We start from the raw sequence: 17,181 nt of genomic DNA on the forward strand, positions 1-17,181 counted from the left end.
TTTTCCCAATTAAGGCTGCAATAGCGGCAAGAAAGCACTGGCAAAGATCGCAGCCTGTGTGCGATCTCGCAAACTCAACTGACTCAAAATACTGGTGATATGATTTTTGACGGTTCGCTCTGCAATATAAAGCGTTTCCGCAATTTCGCGATTACTCGCTCCTGCAACAATTAAACAGATTACTTCACGCTCTCGCACCGTCAACCCCGCTAATGCCGGTGGCAGACAGGTTGGTTGTAGTGGAATTGACGGTGGTGGAGGGGAGATTGCTTTTTCTAACAATCCGGGGCCCATTTGGGTATAGCCTTTATGAACGGCTCGAATTGCCTCTGCCAAGTCGTCGGAATCAGTGTCTTTGAGCAGATAGCCTCTAGCACCTAATCGCATTGCCTGCGAGACATAATCATCATTATCAAACGTCGTGAGAACCAACACTTTTGTTTTGCTAAATTGCCGGCAAATCAACTGTGTCGCGGCAACACCATCCATCACCGGCATCCGGACATCCATTAAAACCACATCAGGTTGTAGCGTTTCAACTTGTGCAATCGCCTGTTCTCCGTTTTCCGCTTCGCCGGCAACTTCTAAATCGGGTTTGGCTTCTAATAAACTCTTCAAACCTTGACGAATAATCATCTGATCGTCAACTAACAATAGGCGTATTTTGGCATCTGTCATAGGGCTAATTTAGGTAATGGAATCGATACAGTAATTCGGCAGCCTTTTTTCGGTTGGCTTGCTAAGAAAAACTGTCCGCCTAAAGCCGCCGTTCGTTCCCGCATTCCCTGAAGTCCAAAGCCGGTTGTATTTTGTTCGGGTTTGAAACCTCGTCCATTATCGTCAATCTGGAGATGAATCACCCCAGCGATCTCCTGAATGTGAATTGTGATAGCTGTGGAATTGCTATGCTTACAAATGTTGGTGAGCGACTCCTGAACAATACGGTAAAGTGTTGTGCTGATTTCGTTAGGAATTGCTTGAGGTAAGTAAATTTGACTCTGAGGAACAATGCCGGTTGTCTTTTGAAACTCGCTGACTGCTTTGAGAAGTGCCGCTTCTAGGGATTGCCCCTGCAAGACATCAGTGCGAAGTGTAGAAACTGACCGTCGCACCTCTTGCAATGCCGTCGAACCTAACTGTTTGGCTTCCCGCAAAAATGAAGCTGTCTTCTCAGCGCCTGCCGGCAAAAATACTAAGGCATTTTCTAACTGAATACTTTGGGCAATTAAGGCGTGTCCTAAAGCATCATGAATTTCCCGAGCAATGCGATTGCGCTCTTGCAGCGTTGCCTGATCTTCTATTCGTAAAGCATACTGACGTAATTGGGCATTTGCCAGCAGTATTTTCTCACGGCTTTGACGTTCGGCAAGCAAAGCATTTACTAATAGCAAGATAAATAAAAGCGTCAGACCAAAAGAGACTGCGGTATTGAGCTTGAGGGTAAGAATCGTATTAGCAATGTAGTCTGGCATCGGGCCGTGTTTCATCGAACGCACTGCCGGCACTCGTAGAAACAACGTTAGGAGGAAGGCGGTAAACACCAGTCCTGCGACAATTAAACGCCCAACTTGCTGAAAAATCAAACAACTGCGAATCGCAATAATTAAGCCCAGCAGCGGGAAAAAGCCGGTTCGGCTATCTAGCAGGAAAGTTAAAAACAGTAGTCCAAATTCCAAGCCTGTATAAAGCACTTTGTCACGGGTTTTCTCTGTTGGCAGCTTTAAACCCATTAAACCAAAGCAAATTAAAGTGAGAATTGATAACGATAGAGTCGTCTCATTTATTCCAAACCGGCTTGGTCGAATCTGTCCTAGCAGTGTAATGCCCAGCAGAATCCATTCCAGATAAAGCATGAGGCGAAACGAATGTTTGAAAAAGGGTGATTGACGGTGCATGGTAGGCAAGGAAAGATAATTTTAGCTCTCCGCGACGAAAGAGAGCAGGAATGAGCTTTGCAATAATTATTCAGTTTAAATGTATTTCATACAGAACAGAATTTGTCAAAATTTTACTTTTCTGCTTGAAAAAAGGCACCTAGTAACCAAAATCCAAAAGCAATTAGGACTTTGGTACTACATCAAATTAGGAAATTTGACCCATGCAGAAGAGAGCCGGTGATGACTAAGATGTGAATAACAAACACGCGAATCGTTTGTTCGTTCAATCTCTGAGGACTTCTATGAAATCTAATTTCACTCTGACCTTAAAAAACCGGCTTTCCCCAGTTAAACTCTTGCCTCTATTGATGGCTACGGCTTCTCTGACGCTATCTGCTAGTGTGATTCCGGCAGCCTTTGCTCAATCGACTACACCGGATGCGCCGGCACAACAGCAGCGGCGGGAAGGCAAGAACAGGCTGAACTTGACGGAAGAACAAAAGGAACAGATGAAGCTCATCAAGCAAGCTGAGCGGGAGCAGATGAACAACATCCTGACAGATGAACAAAAAGCTCGTCTAGAAGCAGCTAAAGGCAATCGGGAAAATATGCGTCAGGTTTTTGAGTCGCTGAATCTCACCTCAGAACAACAAGCGCAAATTCAGGAACTGCGTCGCGAATCAATAGAGAAGATGAAATCAATTCTGACTGCTGAACAGCTTCAGCAAATGGAGCAATATCGTCAATCCCGCCCAGAAGGAAATCAACAGCGGTAGTTAAGGGATTGCAGGGGGCGTGAGTCACGCCCCTGACGATTTGCAAATCGTGAGATGCCCCTAGTAAAAGATGTCTGGAGTTTAGAGCGGGTGCATCTCAGATTTGCCAAAATATTTAGAGTCGCAGCATCTTGCTTCCTAAGATTAAGACAAGCGGGCAAGGTGCCGGCATGACAAGTTTACAAAAATGGGATGTTCCCTTTAAAGTGCCGGGTGTAATTGACACAGTAATAAACCAAACCATTGATTCGAGTCAGTCCAAATTTGCACCGGCTCTAATCCTCTGGCTTTGAGATACTGTTGCATGACATCTAAATCAAACTTCCGAGAAATTTCTGTCATAATTGTCTCGCCGGCTTCAAATTCGACGGTTAAATCAAGGGCGCGTAAGTAAACACGTTGCTCGCTTAAACTTCGCAAGTGCATCTCTATTTGATGTTGGTCTTCATTATAAAAAGCCCAGTGTTCAAATTGTGCGAGATCGAAATTTCCCTTAAACCGCCGGTTTAAATGGCGCAGCATATTCAAATTAAACTCAGCCGTGACTCCTTGAGAATCGCTATAAGCCGGCTCCAAAACTTCTTTAGATTTGTGTAAATCAATCCCTAAAAGAAAATATTCTCCCGCTTGCAATGCGCCAGTAATTTGAGAGAAAAAGATATCACATTCACCAGAGTTCAAATTACCGAGTGAGCTGCCAAGGAAAGAAATCATCCGGTTTGGCAAACGTGCCGGGGTCAGCTTTTGCAATGCCTGCTCATAAGTCGCAACTAATCCGTGAACTTGCAATGAAGGATAATCTTTCAGCAAATCACGGGCGCTGCTTTCCAAGATACCCCCACTCACGTCAATCGGTAAATAGCGCAGCGGATAACCCTGCTGGTTGTAGGCATCTAACAAAATACGGGTTTTTGTGGAACTGCCGCTGCCGAGTTCCACAATTTCGCATGCGTCTGTTAATTGAGCAATAGAGCCGGCACACCGACGCAGAATCGCCGCCTCAGTTCGGGTTAAATAATAATCTGGCAGATCGCAAATTTGCTCAAATAACTCAGATCCCCGGTCATCATAAAAATAGCGTGGCGGCAGAGATTTGGGAATCTGCGTTAAACCGCTGATCACATCACTGCCGCCTGCTTGTTCTTCTGCTGAAGCTTGGATCGGGCTAATTAATCGCTCTAGATGCAATCGCTCTTCCAGGGTAAATGGTTGGCTAGTCGCACTGGAGAAGGCATCCGCCATGTCTGACTGTCTTGAAAATTTCATCACACTTTATATCTCAGAAGCACCAACGGGTGACATATCCAGCCTTTCCGCTCACCCTCATTCCAGGGAGCCACCCGTAAGCTATTGTCGCACGCACCTGACTCTGGCTAAATCTGCCTGAAGTTAAGGGGTTGATGTTGTACCGGCATAACTGCTTTAAGTGTGCAAATTAACACTACTGGCACAGCGAAAACCGGCTAAGATTTGACGCACGCCGGGATAATACCAATTGCGAAAGCTACATCGCATCGCCCAGGGACGCGTCGCCCAACTTCCACCTTTAAGCACCCGATGCTCACCGTCGAAATAAGCTTGGGAATATCCGGCATAGGGATATAATTTAAACCCCTCATACCCGTGGAACCAGGTTGCTGTCCACTCCCAAACGTTGCCCAGCATATCGTAGCAGCCATAAGCGCTGACGCCAGCTGGGTAAGCATCCACCGGCATTGTGCGATTTTGAATAGGCGCATCTTCTTGCGTCCTATCTTTTACCAACTGGTGATTGCATCGTCTGGCGTTGGGTTCTGTTTCTCCCCAAGGATAGGTGCGTCGGCTGATTGTTTCCCCATTCCAACCGGCTGCTTTTTCCCATTCCGATTCTGTGGGTAGTCGTTTGCCGGCAAATTTTGCATAAGCTTCGGCTTCGTACCAACTCACGCCGCAGACTGGGTGATTGTCATAGGTGAGATCGTCTAACCAATACAGAGGTTGTGTGACGGGATTTGCTTGCAACCATTCCCAGCCGGCACTTGACCAATATGCAGAATTTTGATAACCATCGGCTGCCATAAATTGCCGGTATTGTCGGCAAGTGACGGGATAGCGATCAATCCAGTAGGTTTCAAGATAACGCCGGTGAAGGGGTTTTTCATTGTCCATTGCGTCGGCAGAATCGTTCCCCTGTTCAAATTCGCCGACGGGAATTTGAATCATCTGTGAAGGGGGATGGAGACTTTTAGCTGAGGTTCGGGGATTGGGGGCTTTTTGTAATTCTGTGCCGGCGCTTGCGGCTGCTAGCTGCAACACAAAGGCAATGGTTTCACAATGTTGGCTTTCGTGCTGGATAATGAAGCGCCAGAGACGTTCTTGTTTTTCAAGGGGTGCGGTTTCGAGGTAGGTGAGGACTTTTTCTCGAACGGCATTGAGGTATTGACGCACTTCTGGCAGGTTTGGCAGTTGCACCCGTTTGGCTTTGGGTAAGCCGTCTGCGGCAAATAGTTGATGATATTCAGGAAACGCCGGGGGTAAGCCGGCGCTGCGCTGTAGCAACCACAAGGCTTCCGTATAGGCAATGTGTCCTAAGTGCCAGCCGACGGGACTGAACTCAGGATGCGCTTGCCGGCGGAATGTAGCATCATCCATTCCTTCAAAGAGTTGCAAGGTGCCGATGCGACACTGTTGCAAAGCGTCGCGGATGGTGTCTCTACAGTTGATCGATGTTGATATCAAGGTTCTCTCCCACAGTCAAAATGCTATTTTCTGGAAATCGGTTCCAGTTGCCGCCGGCAAACATGGGTTCCGAGGCAATAATTACAGCATCTGGGAAAGTTGGATCGTCCCGCAACCAGTAAAGGGAAGGTGCCGGTGATTTTGTGGAAAATCGGCTGGCAACCAGTTGGTGTTTGTCGCTGACGATGATATTGAGTGAGGCATCCGTTTCATGGGATGTTGCCAAATCAGACACCGTGAGCAATGTCGTTTGCAAGGCATCTTTTAAGGAAAGATCGGGATCAACACTTAATTCGTGATTGAACAGGGCGAAAATATGTTCTGAATCAGTGGTGCCTTCAATCGCTTGGTAGGCGGTATCATTGAGGCGATCTCGAATTGGCCGGTAAAGCGTCTTCCGAAAGTTTTTAATGAAACCGTTGTGCGTGAATAAGATTCGCTGATTCCGAAAAGGCTGGCAATTGCTTAAATCCACCGATTGCCCTGTTGTCGCGCTGCGAACGTTGGCGAGAATGCATCCTGACTCGATATAGCGACTGAGGTTTTCGAGGTTAATATCACCCCAAATGGGCAGGGTGTTTTTGTACACAAAAGCATCAGTGTCCCGTTGCGCGTGATGCCAACCAACGCCAAAGCCGTCTGCACTGACGACTCCAGAGGTCATTTCACGGGGTTGGTAGCTTTGAACAATCAGCGAGTGTTCGGGTTTGCTCAGGACATAGTCTAGTAGAATGGGCGGGCCAAAATAGCCAAGGATACGGCACATGAGTAAACCGCGAACGCTCCGAAGTGTTTAACAATACTTAATATTGTAGAAGCGCAATCGTTGAATGTGCCACTGTAGAAGCAATATCGATCTAAATGCCGGTGCCGAACTCAGGGGTAAGGGTAATGTCTAATGCAATTAGGGTAATTTTCCCCTATTTATATCAGGGGACTTGGGTGTTTGATGATCAGCAAGTTGGACTTGTTCGCGAGCCTTTTGTTAGCGGGATTCCGGAGATGATTAACACGCTGGTTCAAGATATTCCTGATGCGAACAAGGGGTTTAAGCTGTTGTTTTCTCAAACTCCTTTTCCGGGCTACCAGGTAGAAATGACTTGGCTAAGAGACGAGTATGGAGGCAATTGGTATCGCTGGCCGGCACAAAATTTAGACGGATGGTTGTGTCCGGCCTTGTTTAAGTATTTTAATCAAGCACCCCAGAAAATTTATTGCAAGGCTGAAAAACTTTCTCCTTAATTCTTGAGGGGAAAACTGACAACTATTAAGCAGTTGTTCGCAAAAGTTTGAGAATTTGCCGGGATTAGGGGAAATGATCCGGGTGAACGGTTTGCTCTGTCAATTGCCGGTTATAATCAACCCACTTGTTTGCTAAGCGGTGTCAGCATTGCGCTATGGAAAAAAGTTAAGGTGCCGGTGGGCGCAAATCGTTCTGACTCATCTGAATTTTAATAGATTTCACCAAAATTGTTGAGATAAATTGTTATATTAAGGGATTAAAATCCCCGAAAAGCTGATTTTCTTGAAAAAACCTGATTATTTATAAAATATTCCTGATGTAATTTTGGTAATTTGTACTATAATTTAAAAGACAGACCTCCTAAGGGAGCTGGTTATATGAGTATTGTTACTGACTTGAACAGTCCGCACGTGGAAAATCTTCAGCAACAGGTGAAGAGAGACAACCCAGAACTGACAATCTATCCTGAGGATTACAGCCTTCTGACTGATCTCTACCAGCTGACGATGGCGGCTTGCTATACCGGCGAAGGTTTAGATCAGCGGCAAGCCAGTTTTGAGCTGTTTGCCCGCAAGTTGCCGGCAGGCTATGGCTATTTAATTGCGATGGGGTTAGCGCAGGCGTTGGACTACCTAGAGCAATTTCGCTTTACGCCAGAGCAAATTGCAGCACTACAGGCAACGGGAATTTTTACTGACGCCCCTGAGCGATTTTGGTCTTTGCTGGAGGAGGGACGTTTCACCGGCGATGTTTGGGCGGTGCAGGAGGGAACGGCTATTTTTCCCAATGAGCCGTTGTTACGGGTGGAAGCGCCGCTTTGGCAGGCGCAACTGGTGGAAACTTATCTGCTGAACACCTTAAATTACCAAACCTTAATCGCAACGCGGGCTGCCCGTCTGCGGGATGTTGCCGGCCCTCAAGCGACGTTAATGGAATTTGGGACGCGGCGAGCTTTTGGTCCCCAAGCGTCTCTGTGGGCGGCACGAGCAGCATTGGCGGCAGGTTTGGATGCCACCTCTAATGTTTTGGCGGCGCTGAAGTTGGGACGCAAACCCGCCGGCACGATGGCACACGCGTTAGTTATGGCGCTGTCGGCAACTTCTGGCAGTGAGGGGCAGGCATTTACCGCGTTTCACCACTATTTCCCCGGTGCACCACTATTAATCGATACCTACGATACGATTGCTGCGGCGCAAGAATTAGCCCACCGGCTGCAAGCGGGAGACATGGAGTTGCGCGGGGTACGGCTGGATTCTGGGGATTTAGTTAAGCTATCTCAGGAGGTTCGGGCGATCTTGCCTGGGGTTCCCATCTTTGCTAGCGGGGATTTGGATGAGTGGGAAATTGGGCGGTTGCAAGCTGCCGGCGCGAAAATTGACGGTTACGGGTTGGGAACGCGACTGGTAACGGGGACGCCGGTGAATGGGGTTTACAAATTGGTGGAAATTGATGGGGTGCCCGTGATGAAAAAATCTCCAGATAAGGGGACTTATCCGGGGCGCAAGCAGATATTTCGCCGGCTGGAAGGGGGGCAAGTTCACGGAGATATTTTGGGATTGGTGACGGAGGGGGAAACTGAAAAAGAACTGCAATCCAAAATTGAATTGTTGCAACTGGTTATGAAGCAGGGTAAACGGATGCTGCCGGCAGAACCGCTGGAAGCGATCGCGCAGCGCACGGCTGCTTCGGTTGCGAGTTTGCCGTCTGAGGCACGCCGGTTGCATGATCCGGTTGGAGTGCCGGTGGAACTTTCTGCCGAGTTGCAAATGCTTACGCAACAAACGAGAAATTCGTAGTTGTTTTGTGTGGGCTTTGAGAAGAGGGATTTTTGAAGATATTAAACCACAGATGCACACAGATAAACACAGATGATAGCGCAGCGTGCCGTTAGGCATATAGGGATGATTTATCTAGTTTTGCAAAGATGATAATGATTGGGAGGATGGGTTAAGCGAGAGTTCTACTGATTGAATCTTTGTTGTTTTAAGTTGAATTTGAAATGGTTAAGATTGCTTTATTTGGTACAAGTGCAGATCCGCCAACAATTGGCCACCAAAAGATTCTCAGTTGGTTGTCTCAACAGTTTGATGAAGTGGCAGTTTGGGCATCTGATAATCCGTTTAAATCTCATCAAACTCCGCTGGAGCATCGAGAGAGAATGTTGCGGTTATTGATTGAGGATATTTCGCCGCGCCGGTATAACATTGCTGTTCATCCAGAACTTAGTAGCCCTAGAACTCTCACAACAGTAGAACGCGCTCGCTGTTTATGGCAAAATGCGGATTTTACTTTGGTAATTGGTTCGGATTTGGTGAATCAATTGCCGCGCTGGTATTGTGTTGATGAGTTGCTGCAACAAGTTAAATTATTGGTGGTGCCACGCTCGTCTTATACGTTAGAAGAGCGGGATTTAGAACCGCTGAAACAGATGGGCGCACAAGTGGCAATTGCGGATTTAACCGCGCCGGCTGTCTCTTCTACCGCGTATCGTGAGAGAGGGGAAACAGAGGCATTAACGCCGCCGGTTGAGGCTTATATCCATCAAGAGCATTTGTATGTATGCCAAGATGCGCTTAGGTCGAATTTAAAAAATTAGCAATATTCAGGGTAAGTAAGGCATTTGAAACAGTTTGAATGTGACATTCCCCTAACAAACAGGGCAGTGCCGGTGGAAAAACAAGGGCGAACACACAGTTCACTAGCAGACTTCAAAGTTGGGGTCGATAATGTTATTTTCTCGGTTGACACGGCACAAAACCGGCTGCTGGTGTTGTTAGTTATGCGGCAAGACGAACCGTTTTTTGGGCAATGGAGTTTGCCGGGAACACTGGTTCGTCAAGGAGAATCGCTTGAAGATGCTGCTTACCGAATTTTGGCTGAGAAAATTCGGGTGCAAAATTTGTATTTAGAGCAGTTATACACCTTTGGAGGGCCAGGACGCGATCCTAGAGAATCTCCGAACAGTTTTGGTGTGCGCTACCTTGCGGTTAGTTACTTTGCGCTAGTGCGGTTTGAGGAAGCTGAATTAATTGCGAATGGGGTTGCCGGCATTGCTTGGTATCCGCTTGATCGAGTGCCGCAACTTGCCTTTGATCACAATCAAATTTTGCAGTATGGCTACCGCCGGCTGCGAAATAAACTGGAGTATAGTCCTGTGGCTTTTGAAGTGTTGCCCGAAGTGTTTACTTTAAGCGACCTTTATCAACTTTATACGACAGTTTTGGGAGAAAATTTCTCAGATTACTCCAATTTCCGCACGCGTCTGCTAAAGTTGGGTTTTTTATACGATACGAAAGTTAAGGTTTCACGCGGTGCCGGTCGTCCAGCAACTTTATACCGATTTGATGCAGAGGCATTCGCCCAATTAAAAGATAAGCCCTTGGTTTTTATTTAAACGTGAATTTTGCAGTTAAAATGTGAATGAATTCATAAATATTTTGCATTAAAAAACATTTGTGAGGAACAACATGAAAATTGCAATTGCACAACTCAATCCCACAATCGGTGATTTAACCGGCAACGCTCAGCAGATTTTAGTCGCTGCAAGGAAGGCTGCTGAAAATAATGTTCGTCTACTGCTGACACCAGAGTTATCTTTATGCGGTTATCCACCACGAGATTTACTATTAGCACCGAGTTTTGTTGAAGAGATGTCACTTGTTTTGCAGCAGTTAGCGCAAGATTTGCCGGCATCCATCGCAGTGTTGGTAGGAACAGTTGATCGCAATTCACGAGTGAGTATGAGTGGCGGCAAGCCGTTATTTAATAGCATTGCTTTGCTAGAAAAAGGCGGGGTGCGGCAGATGTTTCACAAGCGTTTGTTGCCAACTTATGATGTTTTTGATGAGTATCGGTATTTTGAGCCAGGTGAGCAAGCAAACTTCTTTACTCTTACCCCTGATCCCGATTCAGGACTCAGCACTGAGAACTCAGGACTCAAAATTGGCGTCACAATTTGCGAAGATTTGTGGAACGATGAGGAATTTTGGGGTAAGCGTAGCTATGCTACAAATCCAATTGCTGATCTAGCTCAAATTGGTGTCGATTTGCTGATTAATTTATCGGCATCGCCTTACAGCGTGGGTAAGCACAAATTGCGAGAGTCAATGCTGCGACATACAGCGACACGCTTCAAGCAACCTATCATTTATACGAATCAAGTTGGGGGAAATGACGACTTAATTTTTGATGGTGGCAGTGTGGCGTTTAACCGTGCCGGTGAAGTCGTCTGTCGTGCCGGCGCGTTTGAAGTGGATTTCGTGCAAATAGAATTTGATGAAACTCAACGTGATCTTCTGCCGGCATCCATCGTTCAGCCACCAAAAAATGAAGATGAAGAAATCTTTTCAGCATTAGTTTTAGGCGTGCGAGATTATGCACATAAATGTGGATTTTCTAAGGTTGTCATTGGGTTAAGTGGCGGAATAGATTCGTCTTTGGTGGCAGCAATTGCGGTGGAAGCTTTAGGGAAAGAAAACGTCCTTGGTATTCTCATGCCATCTCCTTACAGTTCCGATCATTCTGTTACAGATGCACTGAAACTGGCAGAAAGTTTGGGCATTAAAACTCACACGTTGGCTATTGGTGAGTTGATGAAAGATTACGATAAAACCCTGGCTGACGTGTTTGCCGGCACGGCTTTTGGCACTGCCGAAGAAAACCTACAATCTCGAATTCGTGGAAACTTATTAATGGCTGTTTCTAACAAATTTGGTCATTTACTAATTTCCACCGGCAACAAATCAGAAATGGCCGTTGGTTACTGTACCCTTTACGGGGATATGAATGGCGGATTAGCTGCAATTGCCGACGTTCCCAAAACACGGGTTTATTCTATCTGCCGGTGGCTTAATAATAGCCGGAAAGCTGGGGATGACGGGAACGGTGGAACAAAAGAAATCATTCCAGAAAATGTAATTGTGAAGCCACCGAGCGCTGAACTAAAACCTGGTCAAGTCGATCAAGATTCATTGCCAGATTATGATACGTTGGATGATATTTTGCATCGATTTATCCACAATCATGAATCGCCGGCTGATATTGTTGCGGCGGGACATGATCGCACTGTGGTTGAGCGCGTGGTGAAGCTAGTAAATATTGCGGAATTTAAGCGCCGGCAAGCGCCTCCGGGATTAAAAGTGACAGATCGTGCTTTTGGTACGGGTTGGCGAATGCCAATTGCCAGCAAACGCAGTGCTTTAACAGCACAGTTGCATAAACCAGCATCGGTTTCTTCTTGAGAACTTACATCAGATAATTGAGATTTTTAGGAATAAAAGTAAAGCCGGTTGATGGTGCCGGCTTATTTTTTTGCAAGCGCTTTTTTGAGAAAGTTCAACCTTGCAAGGAATACGCCACGATTGACAAGGGCGATTGTACGCGTCTAACAGCCCAGTGCTAGGGTAAAGAGGGGATGCTGTTAGCAAAGCGATTGGTCGCAGCAACGAGGCATTGAGTACCAAAGTTCATGCACTGGTGGACGCTTTGGGCAACCCTATAGGGTTCCATTTGACTCATGGACAAGCGTGTGACCTGGGATGGAGCGGATGCTCTTGCTTGAGGAAGTGGCTGCCGATAAGCTCTTGGCTGGCAAGGGATACGATGCGGATTATCTAGCTGCTGCTGTTTTCTGGCTTAATTGATAACACACCCTAGTAAATTAGCATTTTGAGTCCCTATTTAACTTTAAAATAACATCTAAAAATTTTAATAAAAAACAGCAAAAGGAGCGCGAATGCAGGGAAGCCCCATGCTGTTCACGCTCCTTGTTTATTAGGCTACAGAGCTAGCTCAGTTAAGGCTAGACTCTATGATTCACTAAGACTCTAAAACTTGGCGAATACGCCGTTCTAAACGTTCGAGATCCAGTCCTCCCTCGTCACGGCTGATCCGCCGTACAGTTGCGTTGACATTACTCAAATCTACTAGCAAATCTTGGAGGATATCTTGTTGCTGACGCGATTGAGTAACTTCACGCGGTTCTTGCACTAAATCGCGCACAATTGTGTCTTCAGCACGCGCAGCGACAAGGGGATTTGTTTGCCCTTCTACATGAACAAAAGTTCGTCGCCCTGGACCCCGATCTTCCTCAACCGGCACCAGCGCTGTGACTTGATCAGAGCGCACATATTTGCCGAATCCGAGATGAACTAACACGGAAGATTGGATTTTCATAATCGCAAAGCAATGGGTTTGTGACTTATTTCTATTTTAGCTTATAAACAAAGGCTTTGCGGCTATAGAAGGGCGGATTTTGCGGTATAAATTATAGGGTTATCTCCTAAGATTTTAACCCTGATTTTTGATGGTTTCTCTAGTAGATAATTACAGGCAATATCTCAGTAAAATAGTTAACCAAACCTGCCTCTAATTTTTACGCTATAAAGTAGTCTCCAAAAAAAAGCTTACCTAAATTCTAAAATATGTTGAGCAGTAACAGCCGGCTTTTCTAAGTGTGGAGCGTGACCGCAGTTAGAAACCCAAAGGAGCTGTGAATTCTTGATATTTTGCTTAAACTTCTTGGCATCCTCGGTTCCTAAGTCCTTATCAAGTTCTCCCCATAAGATTCGCGTTGGGGTATTGAGGAGGGGAATTTTATCCTCTAAGTCACCGTAACTTCCACTTTTGGTAAAGTCGCTCAACGCTTCATACCAACCAGGCATTTCCATGTGCGAGCAAACGCATCTTAAAGCCTCAATTGAATCGGAATTCCAACCGCTGAGGCTGCCAAGTGTCAACGCTTGGAGTTTTCGCTGCCGCCAAAATTCAACCGCTAGATAGTCAAAAGGGGGAAATAAAAATTTTCCGATAGATAACCAACTTGAGTAACCGAGGCTATTAATTAAAACTAGCTTTTTTACCGCTTGTGGGTAGGTAAGAGCGAAATCAATTGCTGCCGCACCTCCCATTGAAGCTCCTATTAAAATCACGGGTTGATCAATTAAGCTTTTCCAGCAACAATAAAGATGGGTTTTAAGGGTTGACGGGGTAAAGGAAAGCCCTGATGGTCGTTCTGTAAAGCCAAATCCCAATAAATCAAAAAGCCAAGTTTCGTTGTGGGTAGCTAGCAGGGGAAGAAGCCGGGAAAACTCTAGCATGGAACTATCGAAACCATGCAGCAAGACGAGGGGAGTTTCCCCACTTCCTTGACGCACGCAGGCAGTGGCAATGGGTTGGGAATGCAGGGGTGTAAAAATGGGGATTTGCTGAATTTTCTCAGCGAGAGAAATTGAGGTAGATTCTCTTAAATCGTTGACTGCCGGCGGCAGAAAGCTAGCAAATTTACGTGCTGACATATTGCATCCTGAAAGTTACCTGAGTGACGATTGTTTTATTTATTCTCAGGATCTAAATTATCTAGGCGCTCACGTAAATTATCTAACTCTTGCCGAGAGCGCTCTAGTTGAGCTGCCGGCACGGCTAAATCTTCTTTCGTTACGCCTTCTGAGCGAGAACTTTCTATCAGTTGACGAATTTGATCTAAGCAGGCACTCATCCCCGCCGCAAATTCATACCGGCTTACAGGTTGATCGCCGCGAAACGTATCATCGGGATAGCCGGCAAAGCAACCGTAAGTCATACTTTTTTGTGGCGCTGCTTGCTCTATCTGTTGCGGTTGTTGTGCGATAGCTGCCGGCGCTACTATCAATGTCATTCCTAAAATAACTGTAGCGGAATGAAAAAGAGTTTTAAAAAAGTTTAACATCGGTTTTCACCTCTTAAAAAAATTAAGTTGTTTTCCAATAAGTCGGCGTTTGTCTAGATAAAAGTTGAGAAAAAAGAAAGCAGACTCTATCCATAGTCTGACACATTAAAACCCACGACTGCTCACCCCTGATATCTACGCCTGCGGGTGGGTGAAGTGACGCTTGTATCGGTGTTAATGTTTCCTACTGAAAAGCCATGATCAATTTTTATTATGAAATCCCAAAAGGAAATTTGGCGCGTCATCCTCGCTATAGCAATGGTAGTAGTCGGAGTGCTGCATTTTGCCGTACCCGTTCCATTTGTGAGAATCATGCCACCGCAACTTCCCTACCCGCTAGAATTAGTCTATATCAGCGGCTTTTTTGAAATTCTGGGTGGGATCGGGCTATTAGTACCGCCGGTGAGCCGTGCGGCAGCTTGGGGACTTATCGCGCTTTTTATCGCTGTGTTTCCAGCGAACATCAACCAGGCTGTCAATAGTATTCCAATTGAAGGAATTCCTCACATTCCCATCCTCTATTGGATAAGGCTACCTTTCCAAGCAGTTTTTATTGCTTGGGCTTGGTTATATACCCAGCCGAATGAGGAAAATCAGCAAACTTCAATTATTGCTAATCTACATAAGTTTAGTAAAGAGTAGAATTCTGAAAATTAAGTTTTTTGTTGCAAGACCGCACATGAATTCAGATTGTGGCTAAGTGACAGAAAGTTGGAAGCAAAAGAGCTTAGGATAACTGATTTTAGAAAAGTGAAAGTAACCCAGGACGGGAAATGCCGGTTAATCAAGTTCTTCCTCTTCCCTTTGCCATTTTTCTAATAGTTCAAAAGGATTAAACCCACGATATTGTAGATAATTCCATAACTTTGATTTAGTTTTTGGATCGAGCCGGCGAAAAGTATCGATACTGTACTTTCGCATCACTTTAGCTTTTAATCCAGCCAACTGATCTGTTTCCCCATCCTCCATTTGTTCAAGGTGTTCGCTCCACGCTTGTTCAAACAAATCCACAGAAATTCCTTTTTCCATGCATTTGCGCCTCATTACAGATTTGCCATATTTTTTTGTATAAGAGGAAATCAGGCTAGCGGCTAACTTTGAATCGGACTGAGCATCCATTTCTTGAAGGTAATTAATCGCTTCTAACACTTCGCTTTCCTCAAAGCCCTTCTCCTGTCCTTTTTTGCGTAGTTGGGCAGCGCTATAGTCGCGGCGAGACAAAATGTTATAGAAATAATCAAGACAACTGCTCATGAAGACAATAACCTGCTTAAATAATGAAAATGCTCGCCATTAAATTATAAAACAAATTTAAAAGCTGAATGAATTAAAGAAAGCTACCATCTAGTCCCAGTAGGCCAGAATCGATTTATTAGTAAACTTATTGAATATTGTCTATAATAGTTAGGAATAAAAGGTTTACTAACAGTCTTGCATATCTAACCTTAAACGCGGTTACACGCTACCGTAACCAATCATGCCGGTGAATAACAAAGAGCAACTGTTCGATCTGTGGGCACCTTCCTACGATTCGCTTTTCCCCTCTGTCATTTATCAAGCAATTCACCAAAGGTTGCTTGAATATGTTGATTTACCTCCTCAAGCGAATGTTTTAGATCTTGGTTGTGGAACAGGCCGGCTACTTTCAAGATTGGCCGCTACTTTTCCAGATTTGCGCGGCATCGGCTTAGATTTATCTGCTCAAATGATCCGTCAAGCGCGTAGCCGCAACCATCACCGACCTCGTCTTATTTACCTGCAAGGTAACGCCCTCGCCCTTCCGTTTGCAGACGGTCAGTTTAATGCTGTTTTCAACACCCTAAGTTTTTTGCACTACCCATCCCCTGAACAAGTATTTGCAGAAGTCAGCCGGGTATTGCAAAAAGGTGGACAGTTTTACTTAGTTGATATCACCACAAACCAGCAATCCCAGCCTCAGTATTTAGGGGTTTCCTCCGGCGGTATCCGGCTTTACAGCCCGCAATCTCGTGAGCAATTAGGGATTGAGGCTGGGTTTAACTATGTGGGTCATTACTATTTGTTAGGGCCGGTTTTGTTAACCATTTTTTCTCAACCCTCTTGAGCCTTAAAGAGTAATTAGGATGACTCACGAGAATCACCGGCAATCAAGACAGCGAATAAACTCCAAAAGGTTCGGAGAAATGCGGCACCCACGACAAAGAGCATTAAACTAGCCAATGCTGCAAAGGGAGCGGTAATCAAGAGAAGTAACCAAGCGAACAGTACAATGCTTAAAATTGACTTTTTCATCGTCAATGCTTCTCAGTCAGTTTAATAATCCTTTGAATATATTTTACTAATTCGTCTTAGGGAAATGTGTATGCCGGGGTGTAGAGATTTTCACCCCCAGCGATCATATCTCTGTCTTTAGAAATCCTCTAACTTTCTGCGGGCACGATATTTTAAATGTTTCGCTCCCCAATAATTTGTACAAATACTGTTCGATTTAAATGGCCATCTAAATCGAAAAATCATACACATTGCCAAGTGACTAAAGCCAATTTATCCTCAGCAAACGAACTATTGACGGGGTTGTCACTCCGTCAGAGCTTAGCCTTAACCCAACATAATATTAGATGACAGTAGAGGCGATTTGTCTAACTATACTTGGACAAAATCATTGACAGTGATCAAGCCGGCAACCGCTCCATTTAAAGAGGCTAACAATTCATCACCGGCAAGAATTAAAGTGGCATTATTACCGGCAGTAATCGTAAGATTCTCGAACGTTAAACCGGCACTTAAACCCAGCAAATCTTCACCATCCGTGAAATCGGTAATCGTATCACTGCCGGCACCGACTTTCAGGACAAAGAGATCACTGCCGGCACCACCGATTAA

18 protein-coding genes and 1 pseudogene are annotated in these 17,181 nt (G+C 45.4%); 8 read left to right on the top strand and 11 right to left on the bottom strand.

Going from position 1 to position 17,181, the window contains the following annotated elements:
- Positions 1-9: 9 nt before the first annotated feature.
- Positions 10-678 carry a response regulator transcription factor gene (locus H6F56_RS06565; protein WP_190666064.1) on the bottom strand — a complete coding sequence of 223 codons (669 nt, stop codon included), beginning with the start codon at positions 676-678 and terminating at the stop codon, positions 10-12.
- Positions 675-1,853, bottom strand: a complete 1,179-nt coding sequence (locus H6F56_RS06570; RefSeq protein ID WP_242031892.1) for a sensor histidine kinase — start codon at positions 1,851-1,853, stop codon at positions 675-677. Before H6F56_RS06570 ends, H6F56_RS06565 begins: the two co-directional genes overlap by 4 nt.
- A 326-nt stretch (positions 1,854-2,179) precedes the next feature.
- On the opposite strand from H6F56_RS06570, the gene H6F56_RS06575 reads away from it, so the two are divergent.
- Positions 2,180-2,653, top strand: coding sequence for a Spy/CpxP family protein refolding chaperone (locus H6F56_RS06575; protein WP_190666066.1), 474 nt, complete (start codon positions 2,180-2,182; stop codon positions 2,651-2,653).
- A gap of 201 nt (positions 2,654-2,854) precedes the next feature.
- Here the strand turns inward: H6F56_RS06575 and egtD are convergent, their stop codons facing one another.
- The 3 genes from egtD to egtC all read right to left on the bottom strand — a co-directional run bounded on the left by egtD (position 2,855) and on the right by egtC (position 6,137).
- Entirely contained in the window at positions 2,855-3,919 is a 1,065-nt protein-coding gene (gene egtD, locus H6F56_RS06580; protein WP_416360986.1) for an L-histidine N(alpha)-methyltransferase, read from the bottom strand.
- 156 nt (positions 3,920-4,075) lie between these two features.
- Positions 4,076-5,371 (bottom strand): ergothioneine biosynthesis protein EgtB, encoded by a 1,296-nt coding sequence (locus tag H6F56_RS06585; protein WP_190666067.1) that lies wholly within the window; start codon positions 5,369-5,371, stop codon positions 4,076-4,078.
- Entirely contained in the window at positions 5,346-6,137 is a 792-nt protein-coding gene (egtC, locus tag H6F56_RS06590; RefSeq protein WP_190666068.1) for an ergothioneine biosynthesis protein EgtC, read from the bottom strand. Before egtC ends, H6F56_RS06585 begins: the two co-directional genes overlap by 26 nt.
- A gap of 125 nt (positions 6,138-6,262) precedes the next feature.
- On the opposite strand from egtC, the gene H6F56_RS06595 reads away from it, so the two are divergent.
- From H6F56_RS06595 to H6F56_RS06615, 5 genes are all read left to right on the top strand, one after another.
- Positions 6,263-6,613 (top strand): DUF6717 family protein, encoded by a 351-nt coding sequence (locus H6F56_RS06595; RefSeq protein ID WP_190666069.1) that lies wholly within the window; start codon positions 6,263-6,265, stop codon positions 6,611-6,613.
- Between the two features lie 378 nt (positions 6,614-6,991).
- A complete protein-coding gene (locus tag H6F56_RS06600) occupies positions 6,992-8,410 on the top strand; it encodes a nicotinate phosphoribosyltransferase (protein ID WP_190666070.1) in 1,419 nt (472 codons plus the stop codon).
- A gap of 203 nt (positions 8,411-8,613) precedes the next feature.
- Entirely contained in the window at positions 8,614-9,210 is a 597-nt protein-coding gene (locus H6F56_RS06605; RefSeq protein WP_190666072.1) for a nicotinate-nucleotide adenylyltransferase, read from the top strand.
- 72 nt (positions 9,211-9,282) lie between these two features.
- On the top strand, positions 9,283-10,008 hold the full coding sequence (locus H6F56_RS06610; RefSeq protein WP_323797747.1) for an NUDIX hydrolase: 726 nt from the start codon (positions 9,283-9,285) through the stop codon (positions 10,006-10,008).
- A gap of 73 nt (positions 10,009-10,081) precedes the next feature.
- Positions 10,082-11,854, top strand: coding sequence for an NAD+ synthase (locus H6F56_RS06615; RefSeq protein ID WP_190666079.1), 1,773 nt, complete (start codon positions 10,082-10,084; stop codon positions 11,852-11,854).
- 577 nt (positions 11,855-12,431) lie between these two features.
- On the opposite strand, the gene H6F56_RS06620 is transcribed toward H6F56_RS06615, so the two are convergent.
- The 3 genes from H6F56_RS06620 to H6F56_RS27285 all read right to left on the bottom strand — a co-directional run bounded on the left by H6F56_RS06620 (position 12,432) and on the right by H6F56_RS27285 (position 14,268).
- The gene (locus H6F56_RS06620; RefSeq protein WP_190666084.1) at positions 12,432-12,788 is read right to left on the bottom strand and encodes a hypothetical protein; all 357 of its coding nucleotides are present in this window, start codon (positions 12,786-12,788) and stop codon (positions 12,432-12,434) included.
- Positions 12,789-13,018: 230 nt separating this feature from the next.
- Complete coding sequence (locus H6F56_RS06625) at positions 13,019-13,909, bottom strand: alpha/beta fold hydrolase (RefSeq protein ID WP_190666086.1); 891 nt, start codon at positions 13,907-13,909, stop codon at positions 13,019-13,021.
- Between the two features lie 35 nt (positions 13,910-13,944).
- Positions 13,945-14,268, bottom strand: a complete 324-nt coding sequence (locus tag H6F56_RS27285; protein WP_242031893.1) for an S-layer homology domain-containing protein — start codon at positions 14,266-14,268, stop codon at positions 13,945-13,947.
- 264 nt (positions 14,269-14,532) lie between these two features.
- Between H6F56_RS27285 and H6F56_RS06635 the strand changes: the two genes are divergently transcribed.
- Entirely contained in the window at positions 14,533-14,961 is a 429-nt protein-coding gene (locus tag H6F56_RS06635) for a DoxX family protein (protein WP_190666088.1), read from the top strand.
- A 138-nt stretch (positions 14,962-15,099) separates the two neighbouring features.
- Here the strand turns inward: H6F56_RS06635 and H6F56_RS06640 are convergent, their stop codons facing one another.
- The gene (locus tag H6F56_RS06640; RefSeq protein ID WP_190666090.1) at positions 15,100-15,573 is read right to left on the bottom strand and encodes a regulatory protein RecX; all 474 of its coding nucleotides are present in this window, start codon (positions 15,571-15,573) and stop codon (positions 15,100-15,102) included.
- A gap of 223 nt (positions 15,574-15,796) precedes the next feature.
- On the opposite strand from H6F56_RS06640, the gene H6F56_RS06645 reads away from it, so the two are divergent.
- Positions 15,797-16,402, top strand: a complete 606-nt coding sequence (locus tag H6F56_RS06645) for a class I SAM-dependent methyltransferase (protein ID WP_190666092.1) — start codon at positions 15,797-15,799, stop codon at positions 16,400-16,402.
- A 14-nt stretch (positions 16,403-16,416) separates the two neighbouring features.
- Here H6F56_RS06645 and H6F56_RS06650 read toward each other — a convergent pair whose 3' ends face one another.
- Both H6F56_RS06650 and H6F56_RS06655 read right to left on the bottom strand, forming a co-directional pair.
- Entirely contained in the window at positions 16,417-16,590 is a 174-nt protein-coding gene (locus H6F56_RS06650) for a hypothetical protein (RefSeq protein ID WP_190666095.1), read from the bottom strand.
- A gap of 351 nt (positions 16,591-16,941) precedes the next feature.
- Positions 16,942-17,181, bottom strand: a pseudogene (locus H6F56_RS06655) (calcium-binding protein); the annotation flags it as partial.

The sequence above is a fragment of the Microcoleus sp. FACHB-672 genome (genome assembly GCF_014695725.1).
In the GTDB taxonomy this organism is placed as follows: domain Bacteria; phylum Cyanobacteriota; class Cyanobacteriia; order Cyanobacteriales; family Oscillatoriaceae; genus FACHB-68.